We start from the raw sequence: 17,249 nt of genomic DNA, 5'->3' as shown, positions 1-17,249 counted from the left end.
GCCATGTTCTTTATGCGTAAACTGTCACCAATATTTCTGAGCCTGACCGGAGCACTGGTGCTTTCCGCCAGCATGACTGCATCACCGGCCTCGGCCGGCCAGGTGGCTCCACCCCCGCTTGTTCTCAGCCCCAACCTGACGGAGCCCTGGATGCTGCAGCTGCAGCCGCAGGGACGCGTTGCCCCTTCCCAGCGCCGGCAGGTCTACCGGCAGCGGACGCAACAGCCGCAGGTGCGCCGCGCCAACTGGTGGTCCCAGCCGGTTCGCCAGCAGCAAAAACCTCAGGCAAGGGCGCCCCAGTCCCGCCAGATCGCACCGCAGTTCCTGCCGACCGTCATCAGCTATGACGGACCTCAGAAACCCGGCACGATCATTATCGACACGAATGCCAAGTATCTCTACCTGGTGCAGAATGACGGCACGGCCCGCCGCTACGGCGTCGGCGTCGGCAAACCGGGATTTGAATGGTCCGGCACGCACAGGATCACCCGCAAGGCGGAATGGCCCGACTGGCGTCCGCCGGCGGAAATGCGCAAGCGGCGTCCCGACCTGCCGACCTTCATGGCCGGCGGCCCTCAGAACCCGCTAGGCGCCCGCGCGCTCTATCTCGGATCGACGCTTTACCGCATCCACGGTTCCAACCAGCCCTGGACCATCGGCCACGCCGTCTCCTCGGGCTGCATCCGCATGCGTAACGAGGATGTGACGGACCTCTACGAGCGTGTGGGGGTCGGCACCAAGGTCATCGTGATGTGACCCCGCGATCGCGATTGGCTTGCGTGCATAAGCCCCACGCGCAGTCCTGAGCAACCGGCTCTCATGCGGAGCCGGTTGCTCTTTTCTTGGCAGAGCGGCGAAATCGAACCGTCCGGCATCCGGACTTTCCGTTCCCGCGGTCCGGCAGCTTGGCCGTCCAGCCGTTTTCAGATGAGCCGCCCGCGGCTTGCGCAGCTTCTCCGTTCCCTGCAAGTTATTCAAAGACGAGACCGATTCACCGGTCGCCTTGAGAGAGCCGGTTCCTGGCATGACAAATGGTAAGACACTTTTTGCTGCCGGTTCGGATGCGGCCTATTTTCTGAAAGCAGCTCTTGTCGGTCTCCTTGTCGGCAGCCTGGCAACCGGGTTTCACACCGGTCTCGATTTCCTGATCGCCCATTACGCGGCACTCAGGGCCTCGCTCGGCACGGGCGCCGCCTCCTATGCGATTTCTGTCGCCATCTCGGCTCTGTGCGTTACCGGTGCCTTCCTGCTGGTCCGCCGCGTTGCTCCGGAAGCCGCGGGCAGCGGCATTCAGGAAATCGAAGGCGCCATGGAGGACAAGCGGCCGCTCAACTGGGCAAGCGTCCTGGTGGCCAAATTCTTCGGCGGCCTGCTCGCGCTCGGCTCCGGCCTCGTCCTCGGTCGGGAAGGACCGACCATTCACATGGGCGCCATGACCGCCGAAGCGCTGTCCAAGTCCCATGATATTTCGCCCGACGACCACAAGGGATTGCTGGCGGCGGGCGCCGCAGCCGGCCTTGCGGCGGCCTTCAATGCGCCGCTGGCCGCAATTCTCTTCATCGTGGAAGAAACGCGGCGGCAATTTCCATTCGGCTACCGGACCTATATGGCGGTCATCATCGCCTCCCTCCTGAGCGCCGCCGTCACGGAAGAGCTGACCCATATCGGCCCGCCTCTGTTCATCGAGGTGAGCTATGTTCCCGTCTGGAGTTACCTGTTGCTGGCGGTTCTCGGAATCGTTCTCGGCGCGCTCGGCGTCTCCTTCAATTGGGCCCTGATCGCGGTCATGGACCTGTTTCAGAAGATCCCGTCCGGCCTGCGCTGGCTGCCCGCTCTCGCAATCGGCGGGATCACGGGCGCCCTGCTGAATGCGTTGCCCGAAGCAACCGGCGGCGGCGAAAACCTGGTTCACGACCTGATCAACAAGCAGTTCGGGGTGATTGCCCTGCTGCTCCTGACCCTGCTGCGTTTCGGAGGGGTCCTCTTCTCCTATGCCTCCGGCGTTCCCGGTGGCATCTTCGCGCCGATGCTTTCGATCGCCACCTGTGCCGGACTTGCCTTCGGCGTCGCCTCGGTTGAGTTCCTGCCGCTCGACAACGACTTCCGGGCCGCCTGCGCGGTTGCCGCCATGGGAGGCTTTTTCGCAGCCTCGGTGCGGGCTCCGCTTGTCGGTGTCGTTCTGGTGATGGAACTGACCGGAGGATATGCGCTGATCATGCCGGTTCTGATCACCTGCACCACAGCCGCCCTGACGGCTCATCAGCTGGGAGGGCGGCCGATCTACGAACAGCTTCTGGAGCGCACCCTGCGCCTTGCCGGCGAAAAACCGGACAAGGAACCGGACAAGACCCCGGTACAACTCGGCACACGCGAGAGCTAGAGCATATTCCGTTCATATTGGATCATTTGATGTTGGAAAATCTATTCACCGTCGAGGCGGGTCTCGAAGCGCGATGCGGTGCATCGGGCGAGAGGCGCAACGAAGACGGCGGGGAGATTTTCCACACCCTTGACAGGCCGGAAAGCCTTGCGCCGTAAGGAGTTGCGGGCCGAACGATTTTGCCCCCCGGAGTCGTTGTCTTGCCTTTGTGGTGACCCACTCCACCGCAGGCAAGCCGCCTACCCGGCGAACAAAATCGCCTTGGTCAAATGATCCAACATGAACGGACTATGCTCCAGGACATGCGCCGGACCGAGCGCCCGGTTATTCGGCCGCTTGCCGGTCTCGCAGCACCGCGGACACGCCCTCCGGCTCGGGCCCGCCGTAGACCCAGTCCAGAAGCTCCACCGTGTGTACGACCGGGATATCCGTGCCGAGGCCGATCTGGGTCATGCAGCCGATATTGCCGGTGGCGATGAGGTCCGGGTTCGTTTTCTGAATGTTGGCGACCTTGCGATCGCGCAGTCGGCGGGCGATTTCCGGCTGGAGAATGTTGTAGGTTCCCGCCGACCCGCAGCACAGATGGCCTTCCGGCACGTCCCGAACGGCAAAACCGGCTGCCTTCAGGAGATCTTTCGGCTGCCGGGTGATCTTCTGGCCGTGCTGCATGGAACAGGCCGAGTGATAGGCGACCGTGAGGTCCGGCTTGACACTGGGGGCTCCGAGGTCAGCCCCCGTCAGAAACTCCGTCACGTCCTTCGCCAGTCCGGAAACCCTGGCTGCCTTTTCCGCATAGGCCGGGTCGTCCTTCAGCATGAAGCCGTAATCCTTGATCGTCGTGCCGCAGCCCGACGCGGTGATCAGGATGGCGTCGAGCCCCTCGCCGTCCGCTTCGCGCAGCCACACATCAACATTGCGCCTTGCGTTTTCCAGCGAGGCCTCTTCCTTGCCCATGTGATGGACAAGCGCACCGCAGCAGACCTCGCCCTCGGGCAGAACGATCTCATAGCCCGACCGCCGCAGCAGACGGATGGTGGCGTCATTGATGCCCGGATTGAGCACCGGCTGGGCACAGCCGCTCAAAAGGGCAACGCGCCCTTTTCTGGCGGGTCCTTCGGATGCAAAGACGCCGGGGCCTTCATGGGCACCGCGGATGGGCGCCCTCGCCGGGGCCAGTTCCAGCATCGCCCCGATCTTGGCGAGCGGCCCGCCGAACATTTTGAATGCGCCGGCAAGCGGGCGGCCGAAGAAGGCACCGATCAGCGCCAGCCTGAACCTTTTCGGATAAGGCAGGACAGCGGCCAGCAAGCCCCGCATCAGCCGGTCGGACAGCGGCCTTCGATAGGTCTTTTCGATATGGATCCGGGCATGGTCGACCAGATGCATGTAATGCACGCCGGACGGACAGGTCGTCATGCAGGCAAGGCACGACAGGCAGCGGTCGATATGCTTGACGATCTTCTCGTCCGCCGGGCGTCCGCTCTCCAGCATGTCCTTGATGAGATAGATCCGCCCGCGCGGACTGTCCAGTTCGTCGCCGAGCAGCGTGAAGGTCGGACAGGTTGCCGTGCAGAAACCGCAATGTACGCATTTGCGCAGGATCTTTTCCGATTCCGCGACATGGCTGTCCTTGAGTTGCTCTGCGGTGAAATTCGTCTGCATGCTACCTGACGCCCCACTGCCCGCTTCTGGCGGTTTTTTGTCCCTGATCGGCTGTGGATCCTATGAGCTGCAAGAAAGCGGCACAAGGCGACTTTCGGGCACAACGGTTTTGCCGGAAGAGACAATCTGCCTCATCCCGCAAATCTTCCACACTCTCGTTACATGCCACTGACCATGCGCCCCGGATTGAGAATGCCTTTCGGGTCGAATTGCTCCTTCAGGCGCCGGGAAAGGGCTGCCAGCGGCTCCGGCTGCGGCTGGAAAACCGCCGTGTTCGAACGCACCGAGGCATCCGCCCGCACCAAGGTCGCATGACCGCCGCCCACTTCCGCGACAGCGGCACGGATTTCCTGATCGTGAATGCCGCCATCGGTGCAGGTCAGCCACACAAGGCCGCCGCTCCAGTCGAAAAAGGCGCGAAGACCGATCCTTTCCTTCAGAATACGGATCAGTTCCGGCCCCGCGGTTGGCGCCACGGAGACGCGCCACACGGGCTGATCGTCGCCCGCAAAAGCCGAGACATCGCGGATACTCTGCCACAAAGGCACGGTTTCCGCTTCCGCAAGCCGGGAAACCGGGCCGTACTCGCCGAGCAATGACTTGAGTGTCTTGAACCGGTAGTCCACCGATGTTTCAAAACCTTCCAGGCGCAAGACGGTTCGGCTTGACCCGCCATCGATATCCGCCGGCAGATAGGCCGCGCCCGACACCTCGGCCGAAGAGCCCATGGCGGCGCACAGCGCCTTGACGCCGTCGTCCGCGTCCAGACCGCTGAGCAGGAAAGTTGCCGAGGTTTCCGGCTTCGGGTTGACCTTCAGCGTGACGGTGGTGGCAACAGCCAGGGTGCCGTAAGAGCCGCACAACGCCCTCGGCAGGTCGTAGCCGGTGACATTCTTGACCACCTTGCCGCCGGAATTGAAGATCTCACCGCGGCCTGAAACAGCCTCCATGCCCAGAACATGGTCGCGCGCCGCGCCGGACTTGATGCGGCGTGGTCCCGAAAGGTTTGCCGCCAGCACCCCGCCGATCGTGCCGCGTCCCGGCGCGCCGCCGTAAAGCGGACCGTAATCCATCGGCTCAAACGAAAGCTGCTGCCCGTTGTCGTCGACCAGCTTTTCCACCTCGGCAATTGGCGTTCCCGCCTTGACTGTCAGGATCAATTCGGCCGGCTCATAGCTTTCGACACCCGTCAGGCCGGACAGGTCGAGCACATGCGCGGCCTGCACCGGACGGCCCAGGTCCCGCTTCGAGCCCTGGCCGGAGATCTCCAGCGGCTGCTCCTCGGCAGCGGCCCATCTGACCACTTCCTCAACCTGCCGCGTGTCTTGCGGTTTCAACGTCGCGTCCATCCGGATCTCCTCAGAACCGCGGAATATCGGGAAAGGGCAGCTTGCCCTTGTGCACGTGCATTTTCCCAAGCTCGGCACAGCGGTGCAGCACGGGAAACACCTTGCCGGGATTGAGCAGGTGCTTGTCGTCAAAGGCGCATTTCACCCGTTGCTGCTGCTTCAGGTCTTCCTCGGAGAACATGTCTGTCATCAGGTCGCGTTTTTCGATGCCGACACCGTGTTCGCCCGTCAGGACGCCGCCGACCTCCACGCAAAGGCGCAGGATATCCGCGCCGAATGCCTCGGCGGCATCCAGTTCCCCCGGCTTGTTGGCGTCATAAAGGATCAGCGGATGCAGGTTGCCGTCGCCCGCGTGAAAGACATTGGCGACCCCCAGACCGTGCTTTTCCGAAAGCTCGCGCATCTTCGCCAGCACTTTCGGCAGTTCCCTGCGCGGGATCGTACCGTCCATGCAGAGGTAATCCGGCGAAATCCGCCCGACGGCCGGGAATGCCGCCTTGCGGCCGGCCCAGAATGTCATCCGTTCCTCTTCGTTTTCCGAGATACGCAGGTGGCTGGCGCCATTTGCTTTCGCGATCTCTTCCACACGGCCGATCAGGAAGTCCACCTCCCGTTCCGGTCCGTCCAGCTCGACGATCAGAAGCGCTTCGACATCAAGCGGATAGCCTGCATGAACGAAGTCCTCCGCCGCATGAATGGCAGGCTTGTCCATCATCTCCATGCCGCCCGGAATGATTCCCGCCGCAATGATCTCGGCAACGCATTGCCCGCCTTCCTCGCTGGTGGGAAAGCCGATCAGCATCGCCCTGGCGGTTTCCGGCGACTGCAGGATGCGGACCGTGACCTCGGTCACGACACCAAGCAGCCCCTCCGAACCGGTCATCAGTGCCAGAAGATCGTAGCCCTCGCTGTCCAGATGTTTGCCGCCGAGCCTGATGACGTCGCCGTTGATCAGCACCATCTCCAGGCCGAGCACATTGTTGGTGGTCAGGCCGTACTTCAGGCAATGCACGCCGCCGGAGTTTTCCGCGATATTGCCGCCGATGGAACAGGCAATCTGGGAGGACGGATCCGGCGCATAATAGAACCCTTCGTGCTCCACGGCGCGCGTGATACCGAGATTGGTCACGCCCGGCTGCACCGTCACGGCCCGGTTCTCGAAATCGATATCAAGCACCCGGTTGAATTTCATCATCGACAGCAGGACCCCGTCCTCCAGCGGCAGTGCGCCGCCGGACAGTGACGTTCCCGCCCCGCGCGGCACGACCTTGACGTTGTTGTCGTGGCAATATTTCAGCACCCGCGACACCTGCTCCACCGTTTCCGGCAACACCACGATCAAGGGCAACTGGCGGTAGGCGGTCAGCCCGTCCGTTTCATAGGCCCGCATTTCCCGTTCGTCGTGGATCACCCCTTCTCCTGGCACGATCGCCTGAAGCGCGCGCAAAATCTCCTGGCGGCGTGCAAGCACGTCCTTGTCCGGGGCAGGCATGGCGATCGCGGTCACGGGATCAATTCCTTTCAAATGTTCGAAAATTGCTCCACACAGATTGCCCTTGCGTGGGATGAACTGATAGAGCAACGGTTTTCCGCAAGTCTGGCAAGTATCATGGCCGAGGGAAACGTTCGGAAAATAATAATTGTCTTTCTGAGAGATTGAAAATGAGCAATCTGACGGACATGGAGATATTCGCACGGGTTGTGAGTGCGGGCAGTATGTCGGCCGCCGGACGGGAAATGAACCTGTCACCTGCCGTCGTGTCCAAACGCATCCGGCGGCTGGAAGAGCGTCTCGGCACCCGCCTGCTGCAGCGCACGACGCGGCAGATCGCCATGACGGAGGCCGGCCAGGGTTTTTACGAGCGCGTGGTGGCAATCCTGGCGTCGGTGGAAGAGGCCGAAACCTTTGTCTCCCGCGGATCCGCCAATGCACGCGGCAATCTGAAGGTGGCCGCACCGACGTCTTTCGGCCGTCTTCATATTGCCCCGCATCTCGGACGGTTTCTGACGGAAAATCCCGACCTCTCGATCAATCTCGATCTTTCCGACGATTTTGTCGACATCGTCGGCGACGGTTATGACCTTGCGATTCGGATTGCCGAACTTTCCGATTCCAGCCTGGTCGCCCGCCGCCTCGCACCCGTGCACCGGGTGCTGTGCGCAAGCCCTGAATATGTGAAGGCACACGGCGAGCCGTTGAATATCGAGGACCTTGTTGCCAACCACGCAACACTTGCCGCGGCCAACCAGGATCCCTGGCGGCTGTCCGGCCCGGCCGGGATCGAGACCGTCCGCACGCAAGCCCCGGTCAAGACCAACTCCAACGAGGTCGTGCGGGAATGCGTGCTGTCGGGCGTGGGCATTGCCCTCCGCTCAACCTGGGATATCGGCCCGGAACTTCGCGCGGGAAAACTGAAGATCCTTCTGCCGAGTTATACAGCTTCCAAGGACGTCGGGCTCTATGCAGTCTATCCGAGCCGCCAGTTTCTGCCAGCGAAGGTCCGCGTGTTCATCGACTTCCTTGCGGATCTCTATGGCCCGTCGCCTTACTGGGACGATGGCCTGGAAGACTGGCTCTCGCCCCTGCGCGGCCTGCCCGGGATCGCCTGACCGGCACCGCCCTCGCCTGACGGGCAGATGCTGTCTTTGACAAGGGATGTGTTGGTTTGGCAGCATGCGACGGTGCGTCGCTTGCATCTCGGACCGACATCCTGTTCTTTTGCGGCGGGCTTTAACACACTCAGATTGAGGGAGATAATGATGCAGCGACTGCTGATGATCGCCGGGACCGCACTGCTGGCCATGACCATGCATGCGAGCGCGGACGGCGATGCCGCCAAGGGCGAAAAGGTATTCAAGAAGTGCAAGGCCTGCCACGCGGTCGGCCCGGACGCCAAGAACAAGGTCGGCCCCGAACTCAACGGCATTGTTGGCCGTTCCTGGGGCGTCGTGGAAGGCTTCAAGTATTCCAAGGGCCTTCTGGAAATGGCAGACGGCAAGGTCTGGGACGAGGAAACCCTGGAGGTTTACCTGAAAAAACCGAAAGACCTGATTCCGAAGACAAAGATGTCCTTTGCCGGTCTCAAGAAGGACGACGACCGCGCCAACGTGATCGCCTATCTTGCGCAGTTCAACGAAGACGGCTCGACCAAGTAAGGTCTGCAGAATTCGAAAAATCTAAAGGCCGGGACATCCCGGCCTTTTCTTTGCTGTGGTTCAATGTTCGCCATGCTGCTGACGGATGCGCTTGACCGTCCACCAGATCACCAGCACCACCACCGGAACCGCAAGGCCGGTCATGAGATTTGCATCCGGCAAAGGCAGGCCGGCTCCCTTTGCGGCCTTGGCAAGATAGGCGATCAGCCCGACGACATAATAACTGACGGCGGCGACCGACAGGCCTTCGACCGTCTGCTGCAGACGCAGTTGCAGATGCGCTCGCCGGTTCATGGATTCAAGCAGACTGCGGTTCTGCTCTTCCAGTTCCACGTCGACCCGCGTGCGTAAAAGGGTCGTCGCCCGTGCAAGCTTGCGCGACAGCATCGCCTGGCGGTCTTCAATCGCCTGACAGGTGCGCATGGCGGGTGCAAGCCGGCGGGCAAGGAAGGACGACAGCGACAACTCTCCCGGCGCCGCCTCCTCCCTCAGCGCCTCAAATCTTGCATCGACGATCTGGTCATAGGCCCGGCTGGCACCGAAGCGGAACGTGCTGGCCGTGGCACCGGCTTCCAGCGCTGCGGCGAGCGCGGTCAGCTTGTCCAGCAGTTCCTGGTTCGTGCCAAGCGCGGAGGCTTCCTTCATCTGTCCGGTCAACTCGGCAAGTTCGATTTCGAAGCGCCGGATTTCCGGCTGAAGACCCGTCGCTTCGAAGAGGCCGAGCATGGCCAGGGTCCGGTAGGTCTCGACTTCCAGAAGTCTCTGGACGACCGCGCCGGACTGAACGTCGCTGAGGGAACGGTTGCAGACGAGGAAGCGCGTCATGCCGTCCCCGTCCTGGCGGAAATCCGTCGCCGCCATGGCGGCCCCGTCTTCCAGGATGGAAACCGTCAGGCTGCTTTCGTCGAACTGGCTCCGCCATTCCATGGTGTCGTCGCCGCCCCTGAGTTCCAGACGCACGGCAACCAGCAGGTCGCCCGGTGCGTGGAAAGCCGCCCCGAAGGGGTGCTTGATCGGCACCTGACCGAAAATGGTCTGCTCATGCGCGGCCCCGTCCCAGGTATAGGTCGTGAATTCGGCATGCTGCTCCCAGCTCAACGTCCCGCCACCGAAGGACACCGTATGATGCCGCGCTCCGTTTGCCGGGCCGTGCCCGCCGCGTGAAATGCAGAATTCCGAGAGCCAGGCATGATCTCTCGCGGCTTCCTCCGCATTGGTCAGAAAGGCGTAGTGAAGCACCGTCCTCGGGGCCGCGATCGGGCGGAATGGGCGCGCATGCACCTCGCCCAACACCCGGTCCCGCAAGGGCGATGCCCGGAAGGAGGGAAAGGACGACCCGTTTTCTGAACCCTGTTCCAAATTGCCGACCCCAATCGTGATTGTTCTGACCCAAGAGCGGTTCTGTTGCCGCACGGCGGGTGCATTTTTGCTCACCATGCCCTCACGGAAGCCCGGAAACCAGCCACCAATTTTACCGCAGGCGACATTTGACGGACCGGCGCGGCATTTCCGCAACAAGAAATTGGACAAAAAAATTGACCAATTCTGAATTAGGCGCTATTTTCCCCGGCAACGAAAGGATGCCAAGGGCATGTTTCAACCTGTCGATCATCAGAAAACGGCCAATGCCGTGGTGGAGCAGATCGAGGATCTGATCCTGAAGGGCGTGCTGCAATCCGGTGACAAGTTGCCAGCGGAACGGGATCTGGCGGACCAGTTGAAAGTGTCGAGGCCTGTTCTGCGCGACGCGCTGAAGCTGCTGGAAGAGCGGGAACTGATCCAGGCACGCCGGGGTGGCGGAACCTACGTCGCGGACCTGATCGGCCCGATCTTTTCCGAACCCGTCGTGCAGCTCATCGCCCGTCATCCGTCGGCGATCAGCGACTATTTCGAATTCCGGCGCGGGATCGAGGGACAGGCGGGCGCTCAGGCGGCGATGCGCGCGGCACCGTCGGACCTCGTCCGGCTTGAAGACATCATTCACCGGATGCAGGCCGCCCATGAAGCCGAAGACCTCCATGCCGAAAGCCGGCTCGACGTCGCCTTTCACCACGCGGTCGGCGAGGCCGCCCACAACGTGGTGATGCTGCACACCTTAAGGTCCTGCTACAGGCTACTGGAAAACGGCGTCTTCTATAACCGCGGACGCCTCTACCATCACCCGACCGCCCGGATCGAACTGCTGCAGCAGCACAAGGCGATTGCCGAGGCCATTCGCGCCGGCGATCCGGTGGGCGCAAGGCGCGCCTCCGAAGAACATATCGACTATGTACGCGGCACCCTTGCCGAAGCGGAAGACCTCGACCGCCGTGAACAACTGGCCGGTCTCAGACGCGGACATTCCAGCAAAATCCCCCCTCGTTCCTGACCCTCAGGAGGAAAACCATGACCGTTGTGACAGATATTGCGGATATGCAGGCCCTGGCGAAACGCCGGGTGCCGAAGATGTTCTACGACTACGCCGACACAGGCTCCTGGACGCAAAGCACCTACCGGGACAACGAAGCGGCCCTGCAGCGTCAGAAGCTGCGCCAGCGGGTTGCCCGCAATATCGACAACCGCTCGCTCAAGACCACCATGGCCGGTCAGGACGTTTCGATGCCGGTCGGGCTTGCCCCGGTCGGCCTGACCGGCATGCAGCACGCAAATGGCGAAATTCTCGCCGCCCAGGCCGCCGAGGATTTCGGCGTCCCATTCACGCTGTCGACCATGAGCATCTGCTCCATCGAGGATGTCGCGGAAAACACGAAAAGCCCCTTCTGGTTCCAGCTCTACGTGATGCGCGACCGCGGATTTTCGGAGAGTCTGATGCAGCGGGCGACCGACGCGGGCTGTTCGGCCCTGGTCCTGACGCTCGATCTCCAGGTCCTTGGACAACGTCACCAGGACATCAAGAACGGGCTCTCCGCCCCCCCCAACCCGAAACCGCACGTGCTGTTGGACCTTCTTTTCAAACCGCGCTGGTGCCTGAACATGGCCCAGACGAAACGGCGCCAGTTCGGCAACATTCACGGCCATGTTTCCGGGGTCTCGGACATGAGTTCGCTGGCCGATTGGACCAACAGCCAGTTCGACCCGACCCTGGACTGGTCGTCGGTCGAATGGGTCAAGAAACACTGGAACCGCAAGCTGATCCTCAAGGGCATCAACGACGTGGAGGACGCGAAGATCGCCGCCGACATCGGCGCCGATGCGATCGTCGTTTCCAACCATGGCGGACGCCAGCTCGACGGCGCGCTTGCGTCCTATGACGTACTTCAGGACATCGTCGACGCCGTCGGTGACAAGATCGAGGTTCATTTCGACGGCGGCATCCGTTCCGGCCAGGACGTCTTCAAGGCGGTCGCCATGGGGGCGCACAGCACCTACATCGGCCGCGCCTTCATCTACGGCCTCGGCGCCATGGGCAAGCCCGGTGTCACCCGGGTTCTGGAAATCATCCGCAAGGAACTGGATGTGACCATGGGCCTGTGCGGCGAAACCGACATTACCAAGGTCGGCCGTCACAATCTGGTTCTCTGAAGCACTCCGCGATGGCGGCCCTGCTTCTGCGGGGCCGCCATCGCGGTCACTCGGAAACCTGCTCTCCCGACCCGCCGAACTCGGACGGAAAGTCCTTCATCTTCGGCAATCCGTCCTTCATGGGAAGTACGGTCTCGGCGTAGTTCACATGGAGGCCTGGCTTGAACTCGACGTCCGGGATGATCGCCGCATATACGTCGATGAGATTGAGCCCCGGGTGACCCGCCATCACGTGACCGCCGCATCTTGCGCAATACTTGCGGTCGGCGTTTTCGGTCTTGTTGAACTGGCGAAGATGCTCTTCCCCCTTGACCACGCGAACCTTGTCCGGCTCCCAGAGCGTAAAGGCATTGACGGGCCCGGCCGACCAGTGCCGGCAACTTGAGCAATGGCAGTAGCCCATCCCCGCGGGCTCGCCCGTCACTTCGATTTCGACTGCCCCACAGAAACACTGCCCTTTATGCTTGTCGGCCATCGTGCGTCCTCCTGCGTTTGTCGAAAGCGCATGATACCACAACAACAAGGCGAAACCTCAGGGACGGACAATCCCGGAAGGGCTCAGCCCGAGCCTTGCCTTCATCGCCGCCGACAAGTGGCTTTGAGAGGAAAACCCGCATTCAATTGCTATTTCCGGCAAGGGTCTGGTGGTTGCTGAAATCAGGCGCCGGGCACGTTGCAGCCTGCGGCTGAGGACATAGTCATAGGGAGACTGGCCGCAGAACGCAGAAAAGGCACGGCTCAGAAAGCTCGGGGAAACCCGGATTTCTCCTGCGAGCAGAGCAACGGTGATGGGGGCGTCCAGCCGATCCTCGATCAGGTCCGCAATGCGCCGGAAGCGTTGTGGCGTCATCCACCGTGCCGCCTTGTCCAGCCGGCTCGTTCCAGGCGCTGCCGCGCAAAGCCGTCCGATCCGGGCTTCCGCTTCCAGGACGTCCGGCAAGATCTCGCCCAGGAGCCATTTCCGGATTGCCGCCGCCATTGGAAACGCACCCGGGTGCTGAACGTTGGTGCAATAGCTGCCGGGCAAAGCCCTGACACCTTTTCCGGTGATGAGAAGATATTCACCGCCCATTGCCGAAGAGGAGCGGACGTCACAACCACGCGGCGTCAAGGCCAGAGTGTTGGGCAGGCGGGAAAACGGCTCGCTCCTGTCCGACCCGATGGCGTGAAAGCCTGCCTGGGCATCGAAGGCAAAACCGAGGCTGTCTTTCTGCGCAAGGAACCCGACATCGTAACCGGCCGCCGGCAACAGCGTGATCTCAAAGCCCGCAACGGATCGGCGGAGCGGGCGCACGGCACCATGCGCCTTGTCGGAAGCAGCTTTCATGAGCGGCAGGTTAAACGACGCAGGCAAAGGTACAAGGCCAGTTCCGGTTCAGGATTTTGAAAGACCCCGCAGGGAATTGGCTGTAAGGAAAACGCGGATCACATCTGCAGCAAAGCGAAGTGGGAGGTTCCATGGCACCGTTGTTCACCCTGGAAGAACTTGAAGCCGCGATTCCGATCGTCCGGCGTCTCGTTCCCGAAACGCCAGCCTACGCCTGGCCACTCCTGAAGCAACGCTTCGGGGTAGAGGTCGTTGTCAAACACGAGAACCACACACCGATCGGCGCCTTCAAGGCGCGCAGCTCCATCGTCTTCATCCAGAAACACATCGACGCTCATGGCCGGCCGGCCGGCGTTGTCTCCGCAACCCGCGGCAACCACGGCCAGTCGATGGCACTTGCCGCCCGCAGCCTGGGCCTTCCCGCGACCATTGTGGTGCCGGAGGGCAACGCGGAAGGCAAGAACCGGGCAATGAAGGCTTTCGGGGCGGAGCTTGTGGTCGACGGCCGGGACTTCGACATCGCCAAGCGCACGGCAGAGCGGCTGGCTGCGGAAAGCGGTTTCCTGATGGTGCCGTCCTTTCACAAGAACATTGCGATGGGTGTTGCGACCTACGCCCTGGAGTTTTTCCGCGCGCACCCGGATCTCGACGTCGTTTATGTGCCGGTCGGCATGGGTTCGGGTGCCTGCGGTCTCATCACCGTGCGCGATCTCCTCGGCCTGAAAACACAGATCGTTCCCGTGGTCACCGAAAGCGCTCCCGCCTACAGATTGTCGCTGGAGACCGGCAGGATCGTGACCACGGACACCGCAAACACCTTTGCGGACGGCATGGCCTGCCGGGAACCCGTGCAGGAGGCGCTGGATATCCTGAAGGCCGGAGCCGCCCGCGTGGCAACGGTGAACGACGACGAAATCGCCGAAGCGATCCGGATCCTTTATGCCGACACCCATAACCTTGCCGAAGGCGCCGGGGCAGCCGCTCTTGCGGCAATGAGCCAGGAAGCATCCGGCCTGAAAGGCAAGAAGGCGGGGGTCATTCTGTCGGGTGGAAACCTGGAGGAAGCGGCGCTTCAGACCGTGCTGGCCGGCGGAACACCGGCCGTTTGAGCAAGGTTGCTGCTCAGCGAAACAACTTGCTAAAGCAGCGCGAGCCAGGCCCTGGCAAGCGCTGCGCCGATGGCATCGGCCCTGGCCGCATGACGGTCGGCTTCCGCCTCGAAACGCTCTGGCCAGTCCGGTGTGTGCGCGCGAATGTCCGCCGCGAAGACTTCGGTCCAGGTACGGGCGTCATCCAGTCCCGTTTCCAGATGGAACTGGAGTGCATAGGTGGTCCGTCCCAGCCGGAAGGCCTGGACCTGCGTCATCTCGCTTTCCGCCAGGAGCACCGCGCCATCCGGCAGCGTGACCGTATCTGTGTGCCAGTGGAACTGCGGGCCGCCGTCTCCAAGTTCCTTCAGAACAGGGTCCCGTCTGCCTTCCGCCGTCGGCACCACATCCCGCCAGCCGAATTCGACAGGCCGGTCCAGAATGTTGCCGCCACCGAAGGCACGGGCGATGAGCTGCGAGCCGAGGCAGATACCGAGAACGGGCTTGCCCTCTTTGTGGAAGGTCCGGATCAGGTCGCATACAACGGTTAGATGCGGGTAATCCTCGTCCGCCAGCGCATTCTGGGCACCGCCAAGGACCACGAGACCCTTGTAATCACCGCTGTCCCGTGGAAGCGGATCTCCGAGATGGGCCTGCACGGTGCCCCAGGCATATCCGTCCCCCGATGCCACTTGCTCAAACAGACCCATGCCGGTGTTCTGGTAGTTTTCAATGACGAGAAAGCTCATGGCACCCATAGTCTGCAAACGTTTGAAGTTCTTATCGGAAGGGCGACATTATCCATCTGCCATTCTTATGAGAAGATCAAAAACAATCATTTGCGCTTAAGTGTTTCGGCCTTCAGATTATGGTCAACTTCCTCACACGAAAGTTCCCGTCATGAGCGTTGCCTCGCCCGCCCTTCAAAACCGGCCCGCCGGTTTCAGCACCATGGATTACGGGCTTTACGCCGCCACGGTTTTGGCCTGGGGCTTCAGCTGGATTGCCATGAAGGGCCAGGTGGCAACGGTTGCGCCGGAAGTCTCCGTCTTCTGGCGGTTCGTGCTGGCCGCCGCCATCATGCTGGCCTGGGCGAAAGTGCGCGGCCACAATCTGGCCTTTCCGCTCAAGGATCACCTGCGTTTTGCGGGCCTCGGGGCGCTGCTGTTTTCAACCAACTTCACGCTGTTCTATTACGGCGCCGCTTTGCTTCCCTCCGGACTGCTGGCGGTGATCTTCTCTACCGCCTCGATCTTCAACCTGTTCCTCGGGCTGGTCCTGTTCGGGCAGCGCCCGAACTTGCTGGCCCTGGCCGCCGGCGTCCTTGGCTTCGCAGGCATCGCATTGATGTTCTGGCCCAAACTTTCCGGAACCGGTTTAAATTCCGGCGCCGCTTTCGGCCTCGCCATGTGCATCGGCGGCACGCTGTCTTTCTGCCTCGGCAACATGCTGTCTGCCGACACGCAACGGCGTGGCATAGGCGTCACCCCCGCCACCGCCTGGGGCATGGTCTACGGCATGATCTTTCTCGGAATCGTATCGGCTCTGCGCGGCCAGAGCTTCTCGGTGGAATGGTCGCTCCCCTATTTCGGAGGTCTCATCTACCTGGCCGTGGTCGCCTCGGTGATCGCCTTCGCCTCCTACCTGACGCTTCTTGGACGCATCGGGTCGGCGCGCGCTGGTTATGCAACGGTGCTCTTCCCGGTCGTCGCCCTGACGTTGTCGACCATTTTCGAGGGCTACCAGTGGACGCCGCTCGCCGCGGCCGGCCTGTGCTGCGTTCTCGGCGGAAACATGCTGATGCTTCGCGCCCGATAGGGGCGCGGGCTGGACCTGCGCCCGGAGCTCGGGCCCGCAATTCAACCTGATTTATTCGGCAGCAACCTGAGTCGTGCCATTGCCCACATTGCCTATGGCGGCGACCAGATGATTGCACAATTTGTCGTGCATCGCTTCGCGCGCGGCATCGGATCTGAGCAGCGCAATATCGCAATAGGGCAGCGCCGGGAAACCGTCTTTCTCGTCCAGAATACGCATGCCGTCGCGAATGGCGCTTTCCGGAAAGACGGTCACGGCAAGACCGGCCTGAACCGCGCCGACGAGGGCAGCGGCGCTGGAACTGGTGTAGGAGACCCGGTAGGGACGCGCGGCCCGGTCCAGGGCATCCATGGAGAGCCTGCGCCAGTGACAGGTTGCCGGCCCCAGCGCAAGACGGATGACGTCCTGTGTATGGGCGCAATGCTGTGTGGAGGTGACCCAATAAAGCGGCTCCCGCCGGATGATCTCGCCGCGCAGATCCATGGTATCGCCCGAGGTGGTGATCGCCACATCCAGCGCTCCTTCCCGAATCGCTTCCGTCAGCTTGGCGCTCGACGAACACTCGACCAGGACTTCAATGGAGGGGTTGAGGCGGTTGAAGGCCGCCAGGACCTGCGGCAACAGCCTGTCGGCATAATCGTCCGGCACACCGAGCTTGACGTGGCCGACTTCCTTCTTGCTGTTGAAGGCGGACAGGGTTTCATCGTTCAGCAGGATCATGCGCCGGGCAAACTCAACCAGCCGGAAACCGTCTTCCGTCAACCTTGACTGGCGGCCGTCCTTGATGAAGATCTGCTGGCCGACCCGTTCCTCGAGGCGGCGCATCTGCATCGACACCGCCGATTGGGTTTTGTGAACGGCTTCCCCGGCCTTGGTGAAACTTCCAAGCTCAGCAATCGCCAGGAACGTGCGCAGCTGATCAATATCTAGTGCGTGATTCATGCGAG

The 17,249-nt window shown here is 62.0% G+C and carries 17 protein-coding genes; 9 read left to right on the top strand and 8 right to left on the bottom strand.

What is annotated here, in order from left to right:
• Nucleotides 1–12: 12 nt before the first annotated feature.
• The 3 genes from ACQY7U_RS03655 to ACQY7U_RS03645 all read left to right on the top strand — a co-directional run bounded on the left by ACQY7U_RS03655 (nucleotide 13) and on the right by ACQY7U_RS03645 (nucleotide 2,538).
• Entirely contained in the window at nucleotides 13–756 is a 744-nt protein-coding gene (locus tag ACQY7U_RS03655; RefSeq protein WP_428642159.1) for a L,D-transpeptidase, read from the top strand.
• A 268-nt stretch (nucleotides 757–1,024) separates the two neighbouring features.
• Complete coding sequence (clcA, locus tag ACQY7U_RS03650; protein WP_428642064.1) at nucleotides 1,025–2,380, top strand: H(+)/Cl(-) exchange transporter ClcA; 1,356 nt, start codon at nucleotides 1,025–1,027, stop codon at nucleotides 2,378–2,380.
• 29 nt (nucleotides 2,381–2,409) lie between these two features.
• Complete coding sequence (locus tag ACQY7U_RS03645) at nucleotides 2,410–2,538, top strand: hypothetical protein (RefSeq protein WP_428642062.1); 129 nt, start codon at nucleotides 2,410–2,412, stop codon at nucleotides 2,536–2,538.
• Nucleotides 2,539–2,704: 166 nt separating this feature from the next.
• Here ACQY7U_RS03645 and glcF read toward each other — a convergent pair whose 3' ends face one another.
• From glcF to ACQY7U_RS03630, 3 genes are all read right to left on the bottom strand, one after another.
• Nucleotides 2,705–4,042: a glycolate oxidase subunit GlcF gene (gene glcF, locus ACQY7U_RS03640; protein ID WP_428642060.1), complete on the bottom strand. Its 1,338-nt coding sequence runs from the start codon at nucleotides 4,040–4,042 to the stop codon at nucleotides 2,705–2,707.
• Nucleotides 4,043–4,200: 158 nt separating this feature from the next.
• Nucleotides 4,201–5,391 (bottom strand): glycolate oxidase subunit GlcE, encoded by a 1,191-nt coding sequence (gene glcE / locus ACQY7U_RS03635; protein WP_428642058.1) that lies wholly within the window; start codon nucleotides 5,389–5,391, stop codon nucleotides 4,201–4,203.
• A gap of 10 nt (nucleotides 5,392–5,401) precedes the next feature.
• Nucleotides 5,402–6,883, bottom strand: a complete 1,482-nt coding sequence (locus ACQY7U_RS03630) for an FAD-linked oxidase C-terminal domain-containing protein (RefSeq protein WP_428642157.1) — start codon at nucleotides 6,881–6,883, stop codon at nucleotides 5,402–5,404.
• Nucleotides 6,884–7,053: 170 nt separating this feature from the next.
• Between ACQY7U_RS03630 and ACQY7U_RS03625 the strand changes: the two genes are divergently transcribed.
• The gene (locus ACQY7U_RS03625) at nucleotides 7,054–8,001 is read left to right on the top strand and encodes a LysR family transcriptional regulator (protein ID WP_428642056.1); all 948 of its coding nucleotides are present in this window, start codon (nucleotides 7,054–7,056) and stop codon (nucleotides 7,999–8,001) included.
• Nucleotides 8,002–8,151: 150 nt separating this feature from the next.
• A complete protein-coding gene (locus ACQY7U_RS03620; RefSeq protein ID WP_428642054.1) occupies nucleotides 8,152–8,547 on the top strand; it encodes a c-type cytochrome in 396 nt (131 codons plus the stop codon).
• A gap of 60 nt (nucleotides 8,548–8,607) precedes the next feature.
• Here the strand turns inward: ACQY7U_RS03620 and ACQY7U_RS03615 are convergent, their stop codons facing one another.
• On the bottom strand, nucleotides 8,608–9,906 hold the full coding sequence (locus ACQY7U_RS03615) for a DUF3422 family protein (protein ID WP_428642052.1): 1,299 nt from the start codon (nucleotides 9,904–9,906) through the stop codon (nucleotides 8,608–8,610).
• A gap of 232 nt (nucleotides 9,907–10,138) precedes the next feature.
• Here ACQY7U_RS03615 and ACQY7U_RS03610 point away from each other — a divergent pair, with 232 nt between their 5' ends.
• Both ACQY7U_RS03610 and ACQY7U_RS03605 read left to right on the top strand, forming a co-directional pair.
• Nucleotides 10,139–10,915 carry a FadR/GntR family transcriptional regulator gene (locus tag ACQY7U_RS03610; RefSeq protein ID WP_428642051.1) on the top strand — a complete coding sequence of 259 codons (777 nt, stop codon included), beginning with the start codon at nucleotides 10,139–10,141 and terminating at the stop codon, nucleotides 10,913–10,915.
• A 17-nt stretch (nucleotides 10,916–10,932) separates the two neighbouring features.
• Entirely contained in the window at nucleotides 10,933–12,069 is a 1,137-nt protein-coding gene (locus ACQY7U_RS03605) for an alpha-hydroxy acid oxidase (protein WP_428642049.1), read from the top strand.
• A gap of 46 nt (nucleotides 12,070–12,115) precedes the next feature.
• Here the strand turns inward: ACQY7U_RS03605 and ACQY7U_RS03600 are convergent, their stop codons facing one another.
• The gene (locus tag ACQY7U_RS03600) at nucleotides 12,116–12,544 is read right to left on the bottom strand and encodes a GFA family protein (protein WP_428642047.1); all 429 of its coding nucleotides are present in this window, start codon (nucleotides 12,542–12,544) and stop codon (nucleotides 12,116–12,118) included.
• Nucleotides 12,545–12,601: 57 nt separating this feature from the next.
• Nucleotides 12,602–13,396 (bottom strand): helix-turn-helix transcriptional regulator, encoded by a 795-nt coding sequence (locus ACQY7U_RS03595; protein ID WP_428642045.1) that lies wholly within the window; start codon nucleotides 13,394–13,396, stop codon nucleotides 12,602–12,604.
• Nucleotides 13,397–13,527: 131 nt separating this feature from the next.
• Here ACQY7U_RS03595 and ACQY7U_RS03590 point away from each other — a divergent pair, with 131 nt between their 5' ends.
• Nucleotides 13,528–14,505, top strand: coding sequence for a threonine dehydratase (locus tag ACQY7U_RS03590; RefSeq protein ID WP_428642043.1), 978 nt, complete (start codon nucleotides 13,528–13,530; stop codon nucleotides 14,503–14,505).
• Between the two features lie 29 nt (nucleotides 14,506–14,534).
• On the opposite strand, the gene ACQY7U_RS03585 is transcribed toward ACQY7U_RS03590, so the two are convergent.
• Nucleotides 14,535–15,233, bottom strand: coding sequence for a type 1 glutamine amidotransferase (locus ACQY7U_RS03585; protein ID WP_428642042.1), 699 nt, complete (start codon nucleotides 15,231–15,233; stop codon nucleotides 14,535–14,537).
• 151 nt (nucleotides 15,234–15,384) lie between these two features.
• Between ACQY7U_RS03585 and ACQY7U_RS03580 the strand changes: the two genes are divergently transcribed.
• Nucleotides 15,385–16,302 carry a DMT family transporter gene (locus ACQY7U_RS03580; protein WP_428642040.1) on the top strand — a complete coding sequence of 306 codons (918 nt, stop codon included), beginning with the start codon at nucleotides 15,385–15,387 and terminating at the stop codon, nucleotides 16,300–16,302.
• 51 nt (nucleotides 16,303–16,353) lie between these two features.
• On the opposite strand, the gene ACQY7U_RS03575 is transcribed toward ACQY7U_RS03580, so the two are convergent.
• On the bottom strand, nucleotides 16,354–17,244 hold the full coding sequence (locus ACQY7U_RS03575; RefSeq protein ID WP_428642038.1) for a LysR substrate-binding domain-containing protein: 891 nt from the start codon (nucleotides 17,242–17,244) through the stop codon (nucleotides 16,354–16,356).
• Nucleotides 17,245–17,249: the final 5 nt, after the last annotated feature.

It is taken from the genome of Roseibium sp., from assembly GCF_050301095.1.
Lineage (GTDB): Bacteria > Pseudomonadota > Alphaproteobacteria > Rhizobiales > Stappiaceae > Roseibium.
The sequence above is the reverse complement of the archived record's forward strand: the minus strand, read 5'-3'. Positions and strand labels throughout refer to the sequence as shown.